Here is a 17,460-nt window from a genome sequence, read left to right on the forward strand (position 1 = left end):
GGGCATGTGGTGCTTCGCCCCCTCGGTCGCCCGTATGGTCGGCGGCGTGCTCCGGTTCCTCCCGCTCATCGTCGCGGCGGGAGGAACCAGGCAGGGTACGGAGGGCCGCTCCGCTGCCGGGGATGGATCACCTGTAGGTCGGGGCCAGGTGGCACAGGGCGGCATCGGCTTCCGCGGCCGCCAGTGAGGCGGTCGCCGCGCGGGTCAGTACGTGGCCGAGCCGTTCGTGGCTGTTGTGCGGGTATCGGGTGGTGCGGCCCGGTTGGGCCTTGCTGTGGTAGGAGACCACCGAGGGGAAGTTGGCCATGACGGTGAGGTCGGGGGCTTGTGCGACCACGCCGTCGCGGCCGGCGAGGAAGCGGATGGCGGCTCCCTCGGACCGGGTGGGGGTCAGGTCGGGCGTACCACCGCTGTGCGCGACGATGGACTGCTCCAGGAGCGGGATGCCCAGGGCCTGTTCGACGAGATCCGGAATGAAGTCGCCGCCGGTCCGTGCGTTGATCTCGATCAGGACAGGGCCGCGTGGGGTCAGTTTCACCTCCGTGTGCGCGGGTCCGAAGTCGAAGCCGATGGCGTCGAGCGCTGCCAGGGCGAGGTCGGCGGCCTGCTGGGCGTGGGGGACGGTGGAGGGGAAGGTGTGGCCGAGTTCGACGAAGTGCGGAGTGGTGCCGAGGAGCTTGTCCGTCACCCCGAGAACGGTCGTCCTTCCCGCGAAGGTGAAGGTCTCCACGCTGACCTCGTGGCCGAAGACGCACTCCTCGACCAGGGCGCCGGGAATGCGAGGTTGCCCCTTGGAGTTCACGGGACTCTGCGCGATCTCCGTGATTCCCTGGGCGAGTTGCTCAATGGTGTGGCAGATGCGTACCCCGATGCTCGCCGACTCGTCGATCGGTTTGACGACGCACGGGAGAGGGATTTCCTCGAGGAGGGAGTCGATCTCGTCGGTGGAGCGGACGAAGCGGAATCCAGGCACCGCCACGCCGTGTTCGGCGCAGGCCGTCCTGGTCCGGAGCTTGTCGCGCGCACGGGCAGCGGCGTCGGGGGCGATTCCCGGCAGGCCGAGGCGGTGGGCGACGGCCGCGGCCGTCGGTACGTAGTACTCCATCACCGTCATCACGCCGCACAGCCCGGCGTCCTGGGACGATCCGCCCGGCCCCAGGGCGGTGAGCAGTGTCTTCGCGATGGTCTCGGGGTCCTGGGTGTCGCAGACGAGGATCTGCTCGGAGGTTTCGCGGATGGCGCGCGCGGTCTGCGGTTCGGCGTCGTAGCGGGCCGGGTCGGAGGTGACGAAGACGGGGCTCAGGCCCATGGCCACGGCCTGGCGCAGGGCGCGCATTCCGGTGCCGGTGAGATTGCTCTCCAGGAAGGCGAGGCGGCGCGGAGGACGGGAGGCGGTGGTCATCGGGTCACCATCCGGCCGGTGACGGGAGCTTCGGGGAGATTGATCAGGTACGAGTCGCGGGTGCGGTCCACGGTGCGGTCCAGGGGGTCGCGGCCGAGCAGCCGGAGTACCACGGCTGCCGGGGCCAGGAGCAGTACGTAGGTCATGGTCAGCAGAACGTTTCGCACGGGGATCTCTCGGGTGAGTGAGGGGCGCGGACAGAAAGGTACGGGTGCGGTGTGTCAGTCGAGCGGGATGGCTTCCCGCCAGTCGGCCTCTTCGCTCCAGGCGGGCTGGTCCTGCTTGAGCAGCAGGTGGTCGCCGAGGACCAGGACGTCCATGCCGGTGCGCATGAAGCAGGTGTAGGCCTCCTCCGGAGTGTTGACGATGGGCTCGCCGCGGACGTTGAAGGAGGTGTTGATCAGCACCGGGCAGCCGGTCCGTTCCTTGAAGGCGGTCAGCAGCCGGTGGTACGGGGCATTGCTGTGGGGGCTGACGGTCTGGACGCGGGCGGAGCCGTCCACGTGCGTGACCGCGGGGATGGTGGAGCGGGTGACCTTCAGGAGGTCCAGGCCGGTGGCGTCGGTGGCCCGCTCCGGCTGGACGCGCTGGGCCTCGGCGACCGGGGCGACGACCAGCATGTAGGGGCTTTCCTGGTCGAGTTCGAAGTAGTCCTTGACGTCCTCGCACAGCACCGAGGGGGCGAAGGGCCGGAACGACTCCCGGAACTTGATCTTGAGGTTCATGGTGGACTGCATCCGGGGATCACGGGGGTCACCGATGATCGACCGGGAACCGAGCGCGCGGGGACCGAACTCCATGCGTCCCTGGAACCAGCCGACCACGGCGCCGTCCGCGAGGTGTCCGGCCACGGTGGACGCGACCTGGGCGGTGTCCAGCCGGGTGTAGGAGGCGCCCAGCCGGTCCAGGGTTCGGCCGATCTCCTCGCCGGTGTAGGCGGGACCGAGGAGCGATCCGGACATGGCGTCGTGCCCGCCGGACAGGTGGTCCCGGCCGGCACCGCGCTCGATCGCCACCGCCGTGGCGGCGCCGAGAGCCCCGCCCGCGTCGCCGGCCGCGGGCTGGATCCACACCTCGTCGAAGAGGCCTTCGCGCACCACCTTGCCGTTGGCGACGCAGTTGAGTGCGACGCCGCCGGCCAGGCACAGGTGCTTCTCCCCGGTGAGGCGGCGGGCGGTGCGGGCCAGCCGGAGCACCACCTCCTCGGTCACCGCCTGTACCGAGGCGGCGAGGTCGAACTCACGCTCGGTGAGATCCGCTTCGGGCAGGCGGCGCGGCCCGCCGAAGAGCGTCTCGAAGGCCTTGCCGGTCATCACCTGTCCGTAGAGGAACTCGAAGTACCGGGTGTCCAGCCGGAAGGAGCCGTCCTCCTTCACATCGATGAGGTGTTCCCTGATCAGGTCGGCGTATCGCGGGGTGCCGTAAGGGGCGAGGCCCATGAGTTTGTACTCGCCCGAGTCGACCTTGAAGCCGCAGAAATAGGTGAAGGCGGAGTAGAGCAGTCCGAGCGAGTGCGGGAATCTGATCTCGGCGACGGGCCGCAGCGCGGTACCGGTGCCGTGCCACAGGGTGGTGGTGGCCCATTCACCGACGCTGTCGACACAGAGCACGGCGGCGTTCTCGTACGGGCTGGGAAAGAAGGCGGAGGCCGCGTGCGACTCGTGGTGGCGGCGTGCGCCGACCTCTGGGGCACGCCCCAGGCCGAGCCCGTTCAGCTCGGTGCGGACGCGGCGGGTGGCGGTGCGCTTCCAGGAGCGCCACTCGGGCAGCGTACGGCGGAAGGTCGCGAGGCCCTGCGGGGCTGTCGCGCGGTATGTGGCCCGCACCCGCTGGTATTTCAGCTCCGGATCCTCGTAGTAGGCGACGGCGGAGACGTCGTCGAGAGTGGCGCCGGCTTCCCGCAGGCAGTAGCGGACGGCGTTGCCGGGGAAGGAGGGGTCGTGGCGGACGCGAGTGAACCGCTCTTCCTGCGCGGCGGCGAGCGGGGCTCCGTCCGCGATCAGGGCGGCCGCGCTGTCGTGGTAGAAGGCGGATATCCCCAGTACGAGATCGGGCATGTCGGTGCTCACTTTCACAACGGTCGGCTTGCGGACTCGGCACGGCGCTGGGCTCGCCTGGCGGACCACCCGGCGGGAGGGTTCAGCGCGCGGTAACCGGTGCGGACGCGTGCCCACACCTCCTGGCGGGCACGGGTGCCGGGGGGCGGTGCGACGGTCGACATGTAGCTGTCGATGGCGTCGGCCGCCCAGGCGGAATGGCCGGTGGCCACGTTGTCGATGGTGTTGTGGATGTCCACGAAGCGGGTGCTGAACCCGTACGCACGCAGGGCGAGCCGGGCGCGCCGATAGCTGCCTCCGACGCCGGAGAGTTCCATGGCGAGATTGAGTCCCAGGATCTCGGGCTGGAAGGTCTTCGGGAAGCGCCCGATGGAGAGCCAGAACACCGGAAGTTCGAAGGAACGGTCCTCGAATCCCGGCCATCGGGCGAAGTCGATGGTCCCGGTGGGCGGGAGTTCGATACCCATGCTCTCCACCAACTGGCGGTAGATCAGGGGATGGTTGAGGTCGGCGCGGCCGTTGCCGAGTTCGTCCCAGTACGTCTCGAAGAGGGAGAACCCGATGTCCGACGAGGCCAGGCCGTAGTCGGTGAATCCTTGCAGCCAGGCTCCGTCGATCATGGTGAGGGGTGCCAGCTGTACGGTCGACTCGATGAGCTGTTCCCGGGTCGGCAGCTCGGCCTTCGCGGTGCTCTCGAATTCTTCCGCGTGCCGGTCGTGCTGGTCGGCGAGCCAGGGACGCAGCCCTTCGGCGGGCCACTGGCCGGGAAGCGGAACACCGTCCTGGTCCATGCGGTGGGCGGCCCGGCCGAGCCAGCCGTGTACGTACCTCCTGGCGTAGGCGGTCAGTGCCGGGGTCTGGGTCCGCCGCTGCAGACGGGCGTAGGCCTCCCGAAGGTCGGTCGGTGGGAGATCGTTTTCCGCCGGCTCGCCGTCCGCGGCCCGGCCGAGGGGGAACCCGGCGCCGTTGACACCAGCAGTGGTGGCATGGGCGCCGTCCGCCGGGGTCGTGCCGTCCTTGTCCGCGGGGGCGTCACCGGTGGTGTCGGGCAGGGAGCGTATCCAGTTGGCCAGAATGTCCAGGTCGGTCTCGGTGAAGACCCGGAACATGGGCCCGCGCTCGCCGACCAGCCCGTTGATCAAGGGGCTGCGCTCGGGCTTTCCGGGCCGGATGAGCGGGCTCGTGGCCAGAGCGTCGAGCAGGGGCCGCGGGGCGTGGACGGCCTCCCGCAGCCACGCGGAGAGCGGGCGCCCGGCGAGCTCGTGATCGTGGTGATAGACCGAGCCCTCCCGGGCTCTCGCGCGGAGCATCTCCGCGGCCCGGTGGGCGGGGTCGAGTCTGGCGGTCAGCCGGCCCAGCAGGCCCTCGCTCCACGGCCTCAGCACGGCGAGCGCCCAGCGGAAGCCGTCCTCGACCCGGGCCGGGTCGCCGGACCGGCCGTCCAGCGCCTCCAGCGCCCGCTCGGCCGCAGTCAGCCCGCCTGGCACATCGGCGTGCGCCCGGGGCCGCCCGGGGTCCACGTCGGAGGCTTCGACGGCGGCGTCCGCCAGGTCGGCCAGTTCCAGTGCGGGCAGCAGCCCGGCCTCGCGCAGGCACAGGTCCGCGCCGAGGATCTCGGCGTGGAACTCGTCGGGGCGGCGACCCATCAACAACAGCAGGGACGGCAGTACGAAGGCGTCCTCCCCGATCCGGAGGTCGTGTGCGAGACGGGCGGCGGGGTGGGCGTGCTCCGCGACGCGCAGGGCACGCAGCAGCTGGGCGAAGGCCGCTCCGCGAGAATCGTTCGGACGGCCCACGCCCACGTCGGAGGCGTACAACGTGAGCGCCGCGAGCGCAGCCGGGGCGTCCGCGGTGGCCATGCTGCTCAGCCACTGCAGCCAGGCGCCGGACATCAGCCCGAGCGGTGCGCAGTCGAGCGCGGCCCCCTGCGCGAGAAGCAGCCGTTCGGAGTCGTCACGGGCGCGTGCGGCGAGGGCCCGGAAGCGCGTGCGCTCGGCCGCCGCCCAGTCGCGGGCCACCTCTCGCAGCCGGCCGATGGTGAGCGACGCGAGATCCTCTGCGGCTGCGGATGTCGCGGACATGTGGGTACGGATGCGGTCGGCCGTCGGCTGCTCGGCGGCCGGGCATTCCGGCTCGGTCAGCAGGGCGTAGGCCGAGCGCGGTGTCAGGTGCGGTGGATTGGTCGCCACGGCGGGATTCATCGGGGTACGCACCGCTCAGAACATCGGGTAGATGGATGCGTCCTGGCCCTTCCGCTTGGAGCGGGAGCGCCGGAAGATGCGGTCGAGAACGCGGCGGATCAGTTTCATGTGGGGATCTCTCCATACGGGTTGGGGCGGGGATGCACGTCCGGCCGGCAGGTGGTCCGGGCGTGTACGTCGTCGAGGCGCCGGTCGGTCAGTTCAGCCGGAGGCGGTCGGCCAGCAGGCCCGCGACGATGTCATGGCCTTCGTCGGTGAAGTGGATGCGGTCGACGAAGAGCCACTGTCCGGGATCGGCGGCTTCGGCCAGGACCGGGTTCATGTCGAGGAAGGGCACACCGATGCGCTCGCATCCGGCGCTCAGCGCGCGGGCGTAGCGGCGCCCGGCGTCGACGGTGCAGATGTCTCCGTAGGCACGGCCGAAGTCGGCGATGGCGTCGAGTTCGGCGAACAGGCGGCTCTCCTCGGAGCAGGGCTGTTCCCTCACCCAGGGGGCCAGGGGCTGGAGTACGAAGGTGAGCTTCGCGCCGAGGCCGGCGGCGAGCAGCCGCCAGTTGTCCAGGTGGCGGATCGTCAGCTCGGTGGCCCGGTCGATCTGTTCGTCCAGCGACGGCGGAGTGTGGTCGGTCTGCGGCTCTGCGACCGCCTTGTGCGCCGCCCGCCGGGACAGTCCGTTCTCCCGGAACTTCGCCAGCCGGGCGGCACGGACCTGCTCGGCGTACTCGTGTCCGTTGAAGAAGGCCCCGTGGTCCCCCTGGAGGTGCTGTGGCAACCGCGCGAGACCGAGGTTGTTGAACCCGGTGAACAGGACGATCTCGTCAATGCTGGGCACGAGGTGCCGATAGAGGGTGAACAGCAGCAGTTCCTGCGCGGAATTGAAGCTGCGCCCACCGAAGTTGAGCCACGGACGGGCCGGGGCGTGCTTGTCCCAGAGGCGGGAAGCGAGCGTGTGGGCATCCGAACTCGCGCCGATACCGAACACCGTGGAGCTTCCGGCGATCAGGCGCACCGGCCCGTCCGGTACCTCGCCGCCGGCTGAGGCGCGTTGCCCCTGTCCCACCGAGAGGCGGAAGCCGATCTTGTCCGTACGGACGACCTCGGAGGTGTGCCCGGCGGGGTGGAAGTACATCAGGTAGGGCAGCCACCTGATGTCCCCGCGGTCGTCGAACTTCTCGGCGTACTGCAACATCTGCGGCGTGAGCGCCGCGCGCTGCGAAGTCATGGCAGGAGGACTCACTTTCGGAAGATCGGAAGAGAGGGGGCTGAGCAGGGAGTTGCGAGAGGTGCTGCCGGTCAGGTGGCGGAGGCCGGGCCTGGCACGGCGGTGGCTCGGGTGGAGTGGGTACGCGTGGCCTCGGCGCGTCGTACCACTGCCGGCGCGAGCGCTCCGGTGATCACGAACAGCGCACCGACGGCCAGCCAGCCCGGCACCCCGTACCCGAGGCACAGCCAGGTGAGCAGCGCCGGCGCGAACGACTCGGCAAGCCCCATGCCGATGCCGAACACTCCGAGGTACTGGCCGAGCGCATGCGGCGGGGCGAGATCGTTGGAGAGTTCGAAGCCACCGGCCGCCTGCCAGATCTCCCCCAGACTGTGCAGCGCGATGCCCAGGGCGAGGAGCAGGACCGCCTGGTGCGCGGGGACCAAAGAGACGCATGCGATCAACGTGCTGGCCACGCCCAGCGTGGCACCGGCCCGGCGCAGCGCCCTTCCCGCGGTCCGTGGTGCGTCCACACCGCGGGAGAGGCGCACCTGGAGCGCGACGATGATCACCGTGTTGAGGACCACAGCGCCGGAGACCGTCCACCTCGGCGCATCGGTGTGGCCGATGATCCACAGCGGTACGGCGACGGTCAGCACGCGGTACTGGATCGACAGCACTCCGTCCAGCGCGGCAACCGCGAGATAGGGGCGGTCGCGAAGGGCCGTCCAGCGTGGCCCGGGCAGCGCCGGCACCGGCTTGGGCCTCGGCAGCCGCAATGCCAGCCCTGCGGCTACGAGGAAGAACACGCTGTCCGCCGCGACCAGGAGCCGGTAGGCCTCCACGGTGTCCTGGTGCACCGCCCAGCCCGCCAGCGCCGCCCCGGCGGTGATGCCGACATTGGTGACCGCCCGGACGTAGGCCCGCAGTTCCTGGGCTGAGGTGCCGCCGATCGCGTTGATGATCGGGCCGCGGGCCACCAGGAGAACGCCCTGGGCGGCCATCGCGACGACGACCACGGCCAGGAACGACACCGCACCCTGGACCAGCAGGAACGCGGCCGTGGCAGCCGCGCTGACCAGCAGGCTGGCCATGAGCACCGGCCAGGGGCCGATACGGTCGGCGAGGCGGCCGGCGAGCACGCCGAGGCCCATGGAGACGATGCCGGCCGCGCTGAGGCCCAGACCGACGTCGAGCGGGTCCAGGTGTACGACCTCGGTGAAGTACAGCACTCCGGAGGTGAGGAAGATTCCCTTGGCCGTGGCACTCGCGAGCGTCAACAGGGCCAGGGCGCGCCTGGGTCCGGGCGGGGGGAGCAGAGCTGAGGGAATCACGGGAACACGGCCGATCGTCGTGCGAGGGAGTGTGGGGAGACGCCGGAGAGCCGCCGCAGCATGAGGGTGCGTGCACCTGCTGGGCGGCCGGGGGCGCCGGCGTCGTCGGGTGGGGGACGCGGGCAGCGGCCCGCCGGTGGCGGGCGAGGGTCAGGTCACGGGTTGCGCGAGTCGCAGCCCTCAGAGCATGAGAGTGACCCGCCGGACGGGGGCGGGGTCCAGGCGGCGGGCAGTGAGCGCGCCCAACGGGAACCAGGCCGGCGCGCACAGCACTACGGTGCCACCGAGCGGCAGGAGGTACGGCCCCTCAGCAGCTCGGTAGAAAATGAACCGCGGCATGATTCTTCAAAGGACCACCAGGGCACTTGAGTTGAGGGCACCGGCCGGGCAGTCGCCGCGGCGGGCAGTTGCCGTGCTCTCGCCGGTCTCGTCTCTTGCCTCGCTTGCGTCGCCGGCCGGCGTGGTGCCGGGCGCTGGCCTGCCGCCGGCCCCGGCCCGGCGCTGTCCTCACAGCGACGCGAGGTCACGGGTAACCAGCCGGAGCAGAAAGCCGCCGCTGACTGCGGCCGGACAGTGGGGGCAGACATGCTTCTCCTTCACAGTGACAGAGGGCGCGACGACGGCATCACGACTCCGCCGTCATGGCCGGTACGGCAGTGGGTTCCGGGGCAATGGGCACGCTTACGCTTCAGGGGCGCGGCCTCCAGCCGGGCGCCGTATCCGGAACGGATCGCGCCGCGTCGCGCACGGCAGGTCGCGTGCGGCCCTGGGAGGCGTGCGGATGTGACGTACGCTCGCGCAGGCATGAGCTGTGCGTAAGCCCTGAAGGGGCGGGTGTGGGTGCCGAGTTGGTCAGCGACGTCGTGGTTCGGCGATGGAGTTGGACATAACCCCTCCTCGGTTCGGATGAGAACATGACATGCCGACCAGACCTCACGAAGGAATGTTCCTCACGGCCCGCTGGAAACTTAGTTCGAGACGAACCAGAGCGTCAACGAACTCGCGGTCTTGTCTTGATGCGCAAGATTTATGGCAAAGTTGAAGGAAAGTAGGCACCGGCAGGCGCTGGAAGGGTGTATTTGCAGCCTGGTTGAGCGCGGCGCGACCTCACGGTACCGCTCGGGGCCTGATGGCATGAACAAGGCCTGATCGGTGACCCTGCTCGATCCGGAGCCGAGAAAGTGGCGCTGCGGACGAGGCCGATGGAGACCTTCGCGATCGATGAGGGGAAGCCGCGCCGGGGGCGCGGCCAGTGCCGCGGGGCCCGTCGCGGCAGCACGCGAAAATCGCTGTCCGGTTGCCGGAGCCGGGTGATAGACAGCCGACGTGGAAAAGACCCTGGAGTTCCCCGTCCTGCTGCGGCTGATCGACGAACGGTCGATCGCGTTCCGGGCCGCGGTCGCCTCCGCGCCCGGCCTCGACGTGCAGGTGCCGGCCTGTCCCGAGTGAACGCTGTTCGATCTGGTGCAGCACCTGGGCAAGGGGCGCCGCCGCTGGGCCGCCACCGTCGCCACAGGGCCTGCCGACGCTCCCCCGGCCCGGACCGCTTCGGAAGGTGCCCCGGCTGCGCCCCGGGAGCGCGAGGCCCTGCTGGCCTGGTCGGCCGAGTCCACGCAGCAGTTGCTGAGCGCACTGCGGGAGACCGGCCCGGATCGCGGCTGCTGGACGTGGTGGGGTGGGTCGCAGTCGCCGCAGACCTGCGGTGCCGTCGCCCGGCACCAGCTTCAGGAGGTGGCGGTGCACACCTACGACGCCCAGGTCACCCTGGGCGCCCCGCAGCCGCTGCCGGACGAGGCGGCACTCGACGGTGTCGACGAGTTCCTGTCCACCTGCTGCGTTACGACGGACGCCTGGCCGCACGCGCCGGCCGCCGTCGACTACCACGCCGCCGAGGGCCGATCCTGGCGCCTGTCCCTCTCCGCCGACGGCGCACGGACTGCCCGCATCCCCACGCCCGGCACCATGCCCGCCACCGCACCCGGCGAGCACCCGGACGCGGCCGACGCCTCCGCCCGGGGCACGGCCAGTGAGCTGGTCCTGGCCCTGTACGGCCGTATTCCGGTGGACGCCCTGAAGCTCGACGGCGACCGACGTCTCTTCGACCTGCTCCTGGCCTGGGACCCGGAATAGGACGGCGGCTTGATCAAGCCTGGCTGGTACCCGAGCTCGGTCTGCTGCCCCATCCCGCACCGGGCGGCCTTCTGCCGTGGGCGGAGCCTGGAGCCCCGGGGCCTGCGTGTGGTCGACCCCGAGCTGACACCCTGCTGAGCCCCGTCCTGTCCGCGCTCGGCGTCCGGCGTCCGCCGTCCCGGCGCCGGCGCCGGGACGGCTGCTACCACCTTTTGGTCTCAGGCGGACAGCCAGACCTCCCGCACCGGGCGCAGCGGGTCGTGTGCGACGCGCGGCTCGCCGTTCCAGAGCATCACCTCCCGCCCCTCGGCGGTGTACCGAGGCCAGGCGGAGCCCGGGTCCAGGTCCCGTACGAACGCCACCCAGGCGGCGTGCACGGCGTCGGCGAGGTGCTGCGGCGGGGCGTCACCGAGGGCGGCGCGGACGCCTTCCGCGCCGAGCAGGTCGAAGGCGAACGGCAGGTCGACGCAGTGGTACGCCGCGCCCGCGAAGCCCGGCGCGGTGGCGGCCCACTCGAACTGGTAGAGCCAGGTCGGCCGGGAACGCCGGGCCCGCGCGTCGGCGACGGCCAGCGTGGGCGCGCGGAAGGTGGTGTCCGTGATCGCCTGGCCCATCAGGACCGCCGGCTCGCCCGCGTACCGCTCGTACATCTTGAGGAAGAGCCGGGTGCGGTCGGCGTCGAGGCCGAGGGAGGCGAGCAGACCACGTACGTCGGCGTCGGTGGCTCCCGGCTGCGGCATGCCGTTGAACTCGTGCGCCGTGAAGCCCGCCATCAGCGGGATGTCCGCGCCCGCGTCGCCCGCGGTGAGCGCGTCCGGCACCGGGTGCGGGATCAGCTCCCCGTCGGCGAAGGGCGCGAGGACGAGCATCGGCAGCTGTCCCCGGTCCGGCCCGGGCGCGGCCAGCGCGTCCTGGTGGGTGAGCAGGTCGCCGTCCGGCACGTCCCGCAGCGCGGCGGCGGTCGCCGGGACGCCGGTACGGGCCGTGAAGAGCCGGTTGACGGCCTCGGCCACCTCCCGTCCCTGCGGCTGCATCACGGCACCCGACACCGAGATGGCGGCCCGGAACAGGCCGCTCGCGGCCGGCGTGGCGAGCAGCGTCTGTACGGCCCCGCCGCCCGCCGACTGGCCGGCGACGGTGACCTTGGCGGGGTCGCCGCCGAAGCAGGCGATGGTGTCGCGTACCCATTCCAGCGCCGCGATCCAGTCGCGTACGCCCCGGTTGTCGGGCGCGTCCGGCAGGTGGAGGAAGCCCTCGATGCCGAGCCGGTAGCCGAGGGAGACCAGGACCACGCCGTCCCGGTTGAAGGCCCCGCCGTCGTACCAGGGGCTCGCGGCGGACCCGGCGACGAAGCCGCCGCCATGGATCCACACCAGGACCGGCAGCCCGGCGTCCGGGGACGGGTCCGGGGTGAAGACGTTGAGGTTGAGCGTGGACTCGCCGGGGATGGTCGGCTCGGGGATCGTGGTGACCTCGGCGAACGGCCGGCGCTGCGCGGTCGGCCCGTACGCGGTCGCGTCGAGGACGTCCGACCACGGCTCGGGCGGTACGGGCGCGGCGAACCGGAGTGCGCCGACCGGCGGCTGCGCGTAGGGGATGCCGAGGAACCGTACGCCGGTGGCGTGGCGCTCCCCGCGCACGGGGCCACGTGGCGTACGGACGGTGAGGTGCGGCATGAAGGGTTTCTCCTCTGGGTGCGGTCAGGAGCGGGGGGCGTCGTGGGTGACGTAGTGCTTCACCCGGGCGAGCTCCCTCGTGGCGTCGGCCCTGGCGCCGTACGTACGGTCGGCGGTGACCGGCGCGACGGCGATGTGGCCCCGGCCGAGCAGGGCGGTGGAGTCCGCGTCCTTCACGGTCTCGGTGCACCGGTCGCCGGGGTGGTTGGCGCACACGCCCATGGTGATGTCGTAGGTGTCGCCCCCCGTCTGCTTCGGCTGGTAGGCGTGCCACACGACCTGACCGTGGCCGACGCTGGTCCACACCGGGGCGTTGGCCCGCTGCCCGGCGCTCACGTCCGGGTAGTCCACCTTGAGCGCGAACCGGTCGGTGAACAGGTCGCGTTCGCGCATCCCGCCGAGGAAGGCGGCGGCGAACCGGGCGTGGGCACGGTAGTTGGCGACCGGGAAGCGCATCTGGGTCGCGTCCCCGGAGGAGGAGAAGGCCACGGCGGGCACGCCTTGGTCGATGGCGGCGATGGCGGCGCCGACCGTGCCGGAGTCGTTGACCTGGGCGCTGACGTTGGGCCCGGAGTTGATGCCGGTCACCACCAGGTCGGGGCCGTCCGCCCAGCCGGCCTTCGCGGCGAGGCCCCCGCGCAGCGCGAACTTGACGGTGTCGGCCGGGGTGGCGCTCGGGCTGTCGGCGCCGCACGGGCCGTCGGACAGGCAGATGCCGTAGACGGGCGAGCCGGAGGGGGTGCCGGCGCAGTCGTCGCCGTAACCGGCGGGCAGCTGGGCGCGCCGGGCGAGCGTGAGCGTGCCGCCGTTGGTGACGGCGGTGCCCTTGCCGGACTGCACCTGCCACGGCGCCATGACGACGACGTCGGCGCCCGCGTCGCACAGCGCCTTGCGGATCTCGTACAGGCCGAGTCCGTCGGAGTTCGACGCCTTGGCGGCCTGCATGGAGTCGTCGTTGGACAGCAGCACGCGCAGCCCGGCGAGCGGTCGGCCGTCGGCGCTGGACTGCGGGCCGGCGGTGTCGGCGGCGGCGGCCACGCCGAGGCAGGCGAGGGCGACGCCGGTCGCGGTGGCGGCGAGGAGTCTGCGCGGGGTGGAAGGCATGGGTGAGGGGTGTCCCTTCGGGCGGAGAAGTACGAACCGGGGGCGGCGCGTGTCAGGTGTCGCCGCCCCCGGCGGCTCGGGGAGGGGGTGCGGTGCTCCGCGGTGCGGCAGTGTGCGGTGTGCGGCAGTGTGCGGCGTGCGAGGGCCGGGCATCGGTGGGCCGACGCCCGCCGACTCGGGAGCGGGCGCGGTGGCTCCGCGGTGCAGCTCGGGGTCGGGGCGCGGCGGCTCAGATGGCCAGGCCCGACCCGTACGGGAAGACGGGGTCGGCCGTGTCGTGCGGTACGTCGGGGCTGGAGGCCTCGACGGCGGCCATGGAGCGGGGCATCTCGAACGGCAGCCGCCCCTCGGCCGTGGCGCGGCCGAAGGCGACGTCCAGCAGCGCCTCGTCGCTCGCGCCGTAGTCGGCGATGAGCGCGGCGGCCCGTTCGGCGATCTCCGGGACGACGGCGGGCCGTTCGAGGTTGAGCAGGACGACGGTCGGTACGGCGTCGAGCAGCCGCAGGATCGGCTTGAGCTCCTCGTCGGTGAAGTCCAGGCGCCCGGAGTGGAACAGCGACTCGAACCTGTTGTCCCGGTGCTCGTACGGGGTATGGAGCCGCAGCACCGCGAGGTCGGCGTCGGCCGGGTCGGCCACCACCTCGCCGTACCCCGCCGCGACGCGGGCGTCGACGCCCTCGGCGTACAGCCTCGGGCGCCGGCCCGCGGCCCCGGCCGGCAGGGTCTTGTCGCGGTTGACCAGGACGGTGAGGGAGCGGCGCTGCGCGGCCTCGCCGGCGGCGCGGAACTCGCTGTTGCCGACGACTTCCTCCGCCAGGTCGGGGTCGACGTACGGGTGGTCGAAGAGCCCGAGGACGAACTTCTCGCGCAGCAGGCGGCGTACGGAGGTGTCGATGCGCTCCTCGGCGACACGGCCGGTGCGGACCAGCTCGACCACGGTCCCGGGGCAGGCCTCGCCGCCGAACTGGTCGGCGCCCGCGTCGAGGGCCTTCGCCGCGCGCTCGGCGACGGTGAGGTGCTCGACGCCCCAGGCGCGGGCCTGGTGCGGCTCCCCGAAGATCGACGCGTCCGTCAGCAGGCCCCAGTCGGTGCAGACGATCCCCTCGAAGCCGAGTTGTTCGCGCAGCAGACCGGTGATGACGCCCTTGTTGAAGCCGAAGCCGACCTCTTCCCAGTCGGTGCCGATGGGCTGGCCGTAGTACGGCATCATCTGCGACGCCCCGGCGGCGATGGCGGCCTTGAACGGCTCCAGGTGGTGGTCGCGCATACCGCCCGGGTAGACCTGCTCCTTGCCGTGCGGGAAGTGCGGGTCCTCGCCGTCCTTCTGCGGGCCGCCGCCCGGGAAGTGCTTCACCATGGTGGCCACGCTGTGCGGGCCGAGCGTGTCGCCCTGGAAGCCGCGGATGTACGCCTGGACCAGTTCGCTCGTCAGGGTGGCGTCGGCGCCGAACGTGCCGGACTGGCGCGACCAGCGGGGCTCGGTCGCGAGGTCGATCTGCGGGTGCAGGGCGACGCGGAGGCCGACGGCGAGGTACTCGCGGCGGGCGATGTCGGCGAAGCGGTGGACGAGTTCGGGATCGCGGGTGGCGGCGAGCCCGGTCGGCTCGGGCCAGGCGGAGAACGCGCCGGCCTGGATCGACGCGCCGATGTTGGCGGTGAAGGAGTGGCGCGGGTCGGTGGAGACGGTCACCGGGATGCCGAGGCGGGTGCCGGCGGCGATCTCCTGGACGGCGTTGTGCCACTCGGCCATCTGCCGGGGCCCGGCGGTGCCGACCAGGTTGAAGTGGCTCATCAGCTTGGACCGCAGCAGGCCGGTGGTGTCGGAGGGGATCATGGCGTCGTCGCCCGCCTCGACCGGGCGGCCGTCGGGGTGCATGGCCAGCATGGTGTGGAAGAGCAGGCCGGCCTTCTCCTCCAGCGTCATGCGGGCGAGGAGGTCGGCAACGCGCGCGTCCACGGGGAGAGACGGGTCCTGGTAGGGGTGGCCGTCGTTGCGGGGCGGTGCGGCAGGCATGGGTTCTCCGGGGACAGGGGGGTGGACAGCGGGGTCGGCGGACGCCGTGGTCAGCGGACGCCGCGGATCGGGACGACGGACAGGGCGCCGAGGACGGTGATCACGGCACCGGTGATGAAGAGCGCTGTGTAGCCACCAAGTGAGGCGACGACCAGCGAGGCCATGAAGGGCGCGATGATCTGGGGACCGGCGTTGGCGATGTTCAGGACGCCCATGTCGCGGGCGGCGTCGTCCGCGCTCGGCAGCACCAGCGTGACCAGTGCCGTGTCCACGGCCATGAAGCAGCCGAACGACAGCCCGGTGACCACGGAGAAGACGAGCATGCCGGTCCAGGTCGGGCTGACCACCGGCACCAGCATGCCGAGCGCGGTGAAGACGCAGGAGACCGCGATGAACGGCTTGCGCCGGCCGATCCGGTCGGAGAGCACACCGCCGACCACCGTCGCCAGCAGCGTGCAGACCGCGCTGACCGGCGAGATGATCGCCACCGCGGCGGCGGGGGACATGCCCTCGGGCAGGTCGATGTGGTCCTGGAGGATGTACAGCTGGTACAGGAAGACGGCGAAGTAGCCGAGCATCATCAGGAACCGGCCGATGAACGCCCACCGGAAGTCGCCGGCTTTCAGGGCGGACCCGAACGCGGCGAGCTGCCGGCCCAGCGGCACCGTCTCCACCTCGGGGAGCTTCTGCTCCCGTACGAGAGCGGTGAAGAGCACCGCGACGCCGGCGATGACCGCGCCGAGGACGAGGTAGCCCGTGCGCACGTCGTGCGGGACGAACGTGGCGGCGACGGTGACGCCGATGATCGTGCCGATGGGGACGCCCATGCCGACCATGGCGGAGGCGAGCCCCCGGCGTTCCATGGGCACCCGGTCGGGGACGACGGCGGTGATGGCGGCCTGGTAGACGTTCATCATCGCCTGCACCAGGCACCAGCCGATGGTGACCAGCAGGATCGTCTTCATCGCGCCCAGCAGCGCGAGCGCGCCCAGCGCGGCGAGGCCGCCGCCGAGGATCCAGGGGTTGCGCCGCCGGGAGCGGTCCGAGAGCAGTCCGGCCAGCGGGTTGAACAGGGTCGCGAAGACGGCGGCGATCCCGGAGACCAGGCCCAGGTTGGCGATCTTGTTCGCCGGATCGAGCAGCTCGACCTGTACGGGCAGCAGCACCTGCCCTACGCCCATGTAGACCATGAACATCGCGGTGTTGCCGACGGCGAGCAGGAACAGCAGCCTGCCCAGCGGGCCCCCGGTACGCGTCGCCGCGGAGGCTGGAACGGACGGTGGTACGGGGACGCGGTCGGTCTCGGATCTGGACATGTCCGGCTCCTCGGGGTGCGGCGGCTCTCGCGGACGGAAGAGGGGAAGGGGTACGGGATCGCCGAAGGCGAGGAACGGGGATCGGGGAACGGCGCATTCGTGGGGGGCGCAGGCGAGGGGGACGACCGTGATCGCCGGAATGCTCCGTACCGGGCGTGGGGGTGACCCCGCCGTTCGGGCGAGCACAGGCAATCACGAATACCGAGTGGGTAGTAGGTTTTGTGAATGTGGCGTGGGTCACAGCGATCCGGCCCGGCTCACCGGCTGGTTAAGGTGCTTCCCATGGATCACGAGGACGAGCGGACGGCGCGTACGAAAGCCCCACGAAACGGCAAGACGGCCGCGGCTCGCGGCGGCTACGCCGTGGGGGACGAGCGGCGCCTGCGCATCCTGGACGCGGCGGTGGAGCACTTCGCCCAGTGGGGCTTCCACGCCTCCTCCCTCGCCCGTATCGCCAAGGACGTCGGCATCACCCAAGGCGGCCTGCTGCACCACTTCCGCAGCAAGGAGGACCTGCTCGTCTCCGTGCTGGAGCGCAGCGAGGAACACGACATCGAACGGTTCTTCTCGACCGGGTTCGACTCCGCCGCCGAGTGCTTCCTGCGCCTGCTCGAACTCGTCGACTACAACAGCCGCCGTCCCGGCCGGACCCGGATGTTCAACGTCCTGGTCGGCGAGTCCTCCGACCCCGGCCACCCCGCCCACACCTTCTTCACCCGGCGCTACCGCGCGGTCCTGCGTGACCTGTCCGACACCCTGCGGCGCGGCGTCGACTCGGGTGAACTCCGGCCGGGGACTGACTGCCTGACGGAGGCTCAGGAAATCATCGCCGTCATGGACGGGCTCCAGCTCCAGTGGGCGCTGGATCCCGATTCGATGGACATGGCCGACCGGCTGCGACGCCATCTGGACCGCGTCTACCGCTCGCTCTCGATCACGGGGGCGGCTCTGCCGCCGGGACCCGAGGACGACGCCGACGCGACGGACCGCTGAGCCGGACAGCGGTCAGGCCTCCGTAGCGCCCC

The 17,460-nt window shown here is 71.6% G+C and carries 11 protein-coding genes and 1 pseudogene; 2 read left to right on the forward strand and 10 right to left on the reverse strand.

What is annotated here, in order from left to right; translation table 11 throughout:
- Positions 1-127 precede the first annotated feature (127 nt).
- The 6 genes from AMK26_RS30925 to AMK26_RS30945 all read right to left on the reverse strand — a co-directional run bounded on the left by AMK26_RS30925 (position 128) and on the right by AMK26_RS30945 (position 8,141).
- The gene (locus tag AMK26_RS30925; RefSeq protein ID WP_073758768.1) at positions 128-1,402 is read right to left on the reverse strand and encodes an ATP-grasp domain-containing protein; all 1,275 of its coding nucleotides are present in this window, start codon (positions 1,400-1,402) and stop codon (positions 128-130) included.
- On the reverse strand, positions 1,399-1,569 hold the full coding sequence (locus tag AMK26_RS37130; RefSeq protein ID WP_158071161.1) for a hypothetical protein: 171 nt from the start codon (positions 1,567-1,569) through the stop codon (positions 1,399-1,401). Before AMK26_RS37130 ends, AMK26_RS30925 begins: the two co-directional genes overlap by 4 nt.
- A gap of 54 nt (positions 1,570-1,623) precedes the next feature.
- Complete coding sequence (locus AMK26_RS30930; protein ID WP_073759319.1) at positions 1,624-3,459, reverse strand: carbamoyltransferase family protein; 1,836 nt, start codon at positions 3,457-3,459, stop codon at positions 1,624-1,626.
- A gap of 14 nt (positions 3,460-3,473) precedes the next feature.
- Positions 3,474-5,648, reverse strand: coding sequence for an iron-containing redox enzyme family protein (locus AMK26_RS30935; RefSeq protein WP_143608671.1), 2,175 nt, complete (start codon positions 5,646-5,648; stop codon positions 3,474-3,476).
- A 208-nt stretch (positions 5,649-5,856) separates the two neighbouring features.
- Positions 5,857-6,882, reverse strand: a complete 1,026-nt coding sequence (locus AMK26_RS30940) for an SGNH/GDSL hydrolase family protein (protein WP_073758770.1) — start codon at positions 6,880-6,882, stop codon at positions 5,857-5,859.
- Positions 6,883-6,953: 71 nt separating this feature from the next.
- A complete protein-coding gene (locus tag AMK26_RS30945; RefSeq protein ID WP_241838143.1) occupies positions 6,954-8,141 on the reverse strand; it encodes an MFS transporter in 1,188 nt (395 codons plus the stop codon).
- Between the two features lie 1,380 nt (positions 8,142-9,521).
- Between AMK26_RS30945 and AMK26_RS30950 the strand changes: the two are divergent.
- Positions 9,522-10,325: pseudogene (locus tag AMK26_RS30950) on the forward strand (maleylpyruvate isomerase family mycothiol-dependent enzyme).
- A gap of 218 nt (positions 10,326-10,543) precedes the next feature.
- On the opposite strand, the gene AMK26_RS30955 reads toward AMK26_RS30950, so the two are convergent.
- The 4 genes from AMK26_RS30955 to AMK26_RS30970 form a co-directional block, all read right to left on the reverse strand.
- Complete coding sequence (locus AMK26_RS30955) at positions 10,544-12,001, reverse strand: carboxylesterase/lipase family protein (protein ID WP_073758772.1); 1,458 nt, start codon at positions 11,999-12,001, stop codon at positions 10,544-10,546.
- 24 nt (positions 12,002-12,025) lie between these two features.
- The gene (locus tag AMK26_RS30960; protein ID WP_073758774.1) at positions 12,026-13,105 is read right to left on the reverse strand and encodes a 5'/3'-nucleotidase SurE; all 1,080 of its coding nucleotides are present in this window, start codon (positions 13,103-13,105) and stop codon (positions 12,026-12,028) included.
- A gap of 229 nt (positions 13,106-13,334) precedes the next feature.
- A complete protein-coding gene (locus tag AMK26_RS30965; protein ID WP_073758776.1) occupies positions 13,335-15,119 on the reverse strand; it encodes a glycoside hydrolase family 3 protein in 1,785 nt (594 codons plus the stop codon).
- A 50-nt stretch (positions 15,120-15,169) separates the two neighbouring features.
- Complete coding sequence (locus tag AMK26_RS30970) at positions 15,170-16,435, reverse strand: MFS transporter (RefSeq protein WP_073758778.1); 1,266 nt, start codon at positions 16,433-16,435, stop codon at positions 15,170-15,172.
- 282 nt (positions 16,436-16,717) lie between these two features.
- Between AMK26_RS30970 and AMK26_RS30975 the strand changes: the two genes are divergently transcribed.
- Complete coding sequence (locus tag AMK26_RS30975; RefSeq protein WP_079277894.1) at positions 16,718-17,428, forward strand: TetR/AcrR family transcriptional regulator; 711 nt, start codon at positions 16,718-16,720, stop codon at positions 17,426-17,428.
- Positions 17,429-17,460 lie beyond the last annotated feature (32 nt).

The sequence above is a fragment of the Streptomyces sp. CB03234 genome, assembly GCF_001905885.1.
Classification (GTDB): domain Bacteria; phylum Actinomycetota; class Actinomycetes; order Streptomycetales; family Streptomycetaceae; genus Streptomyces.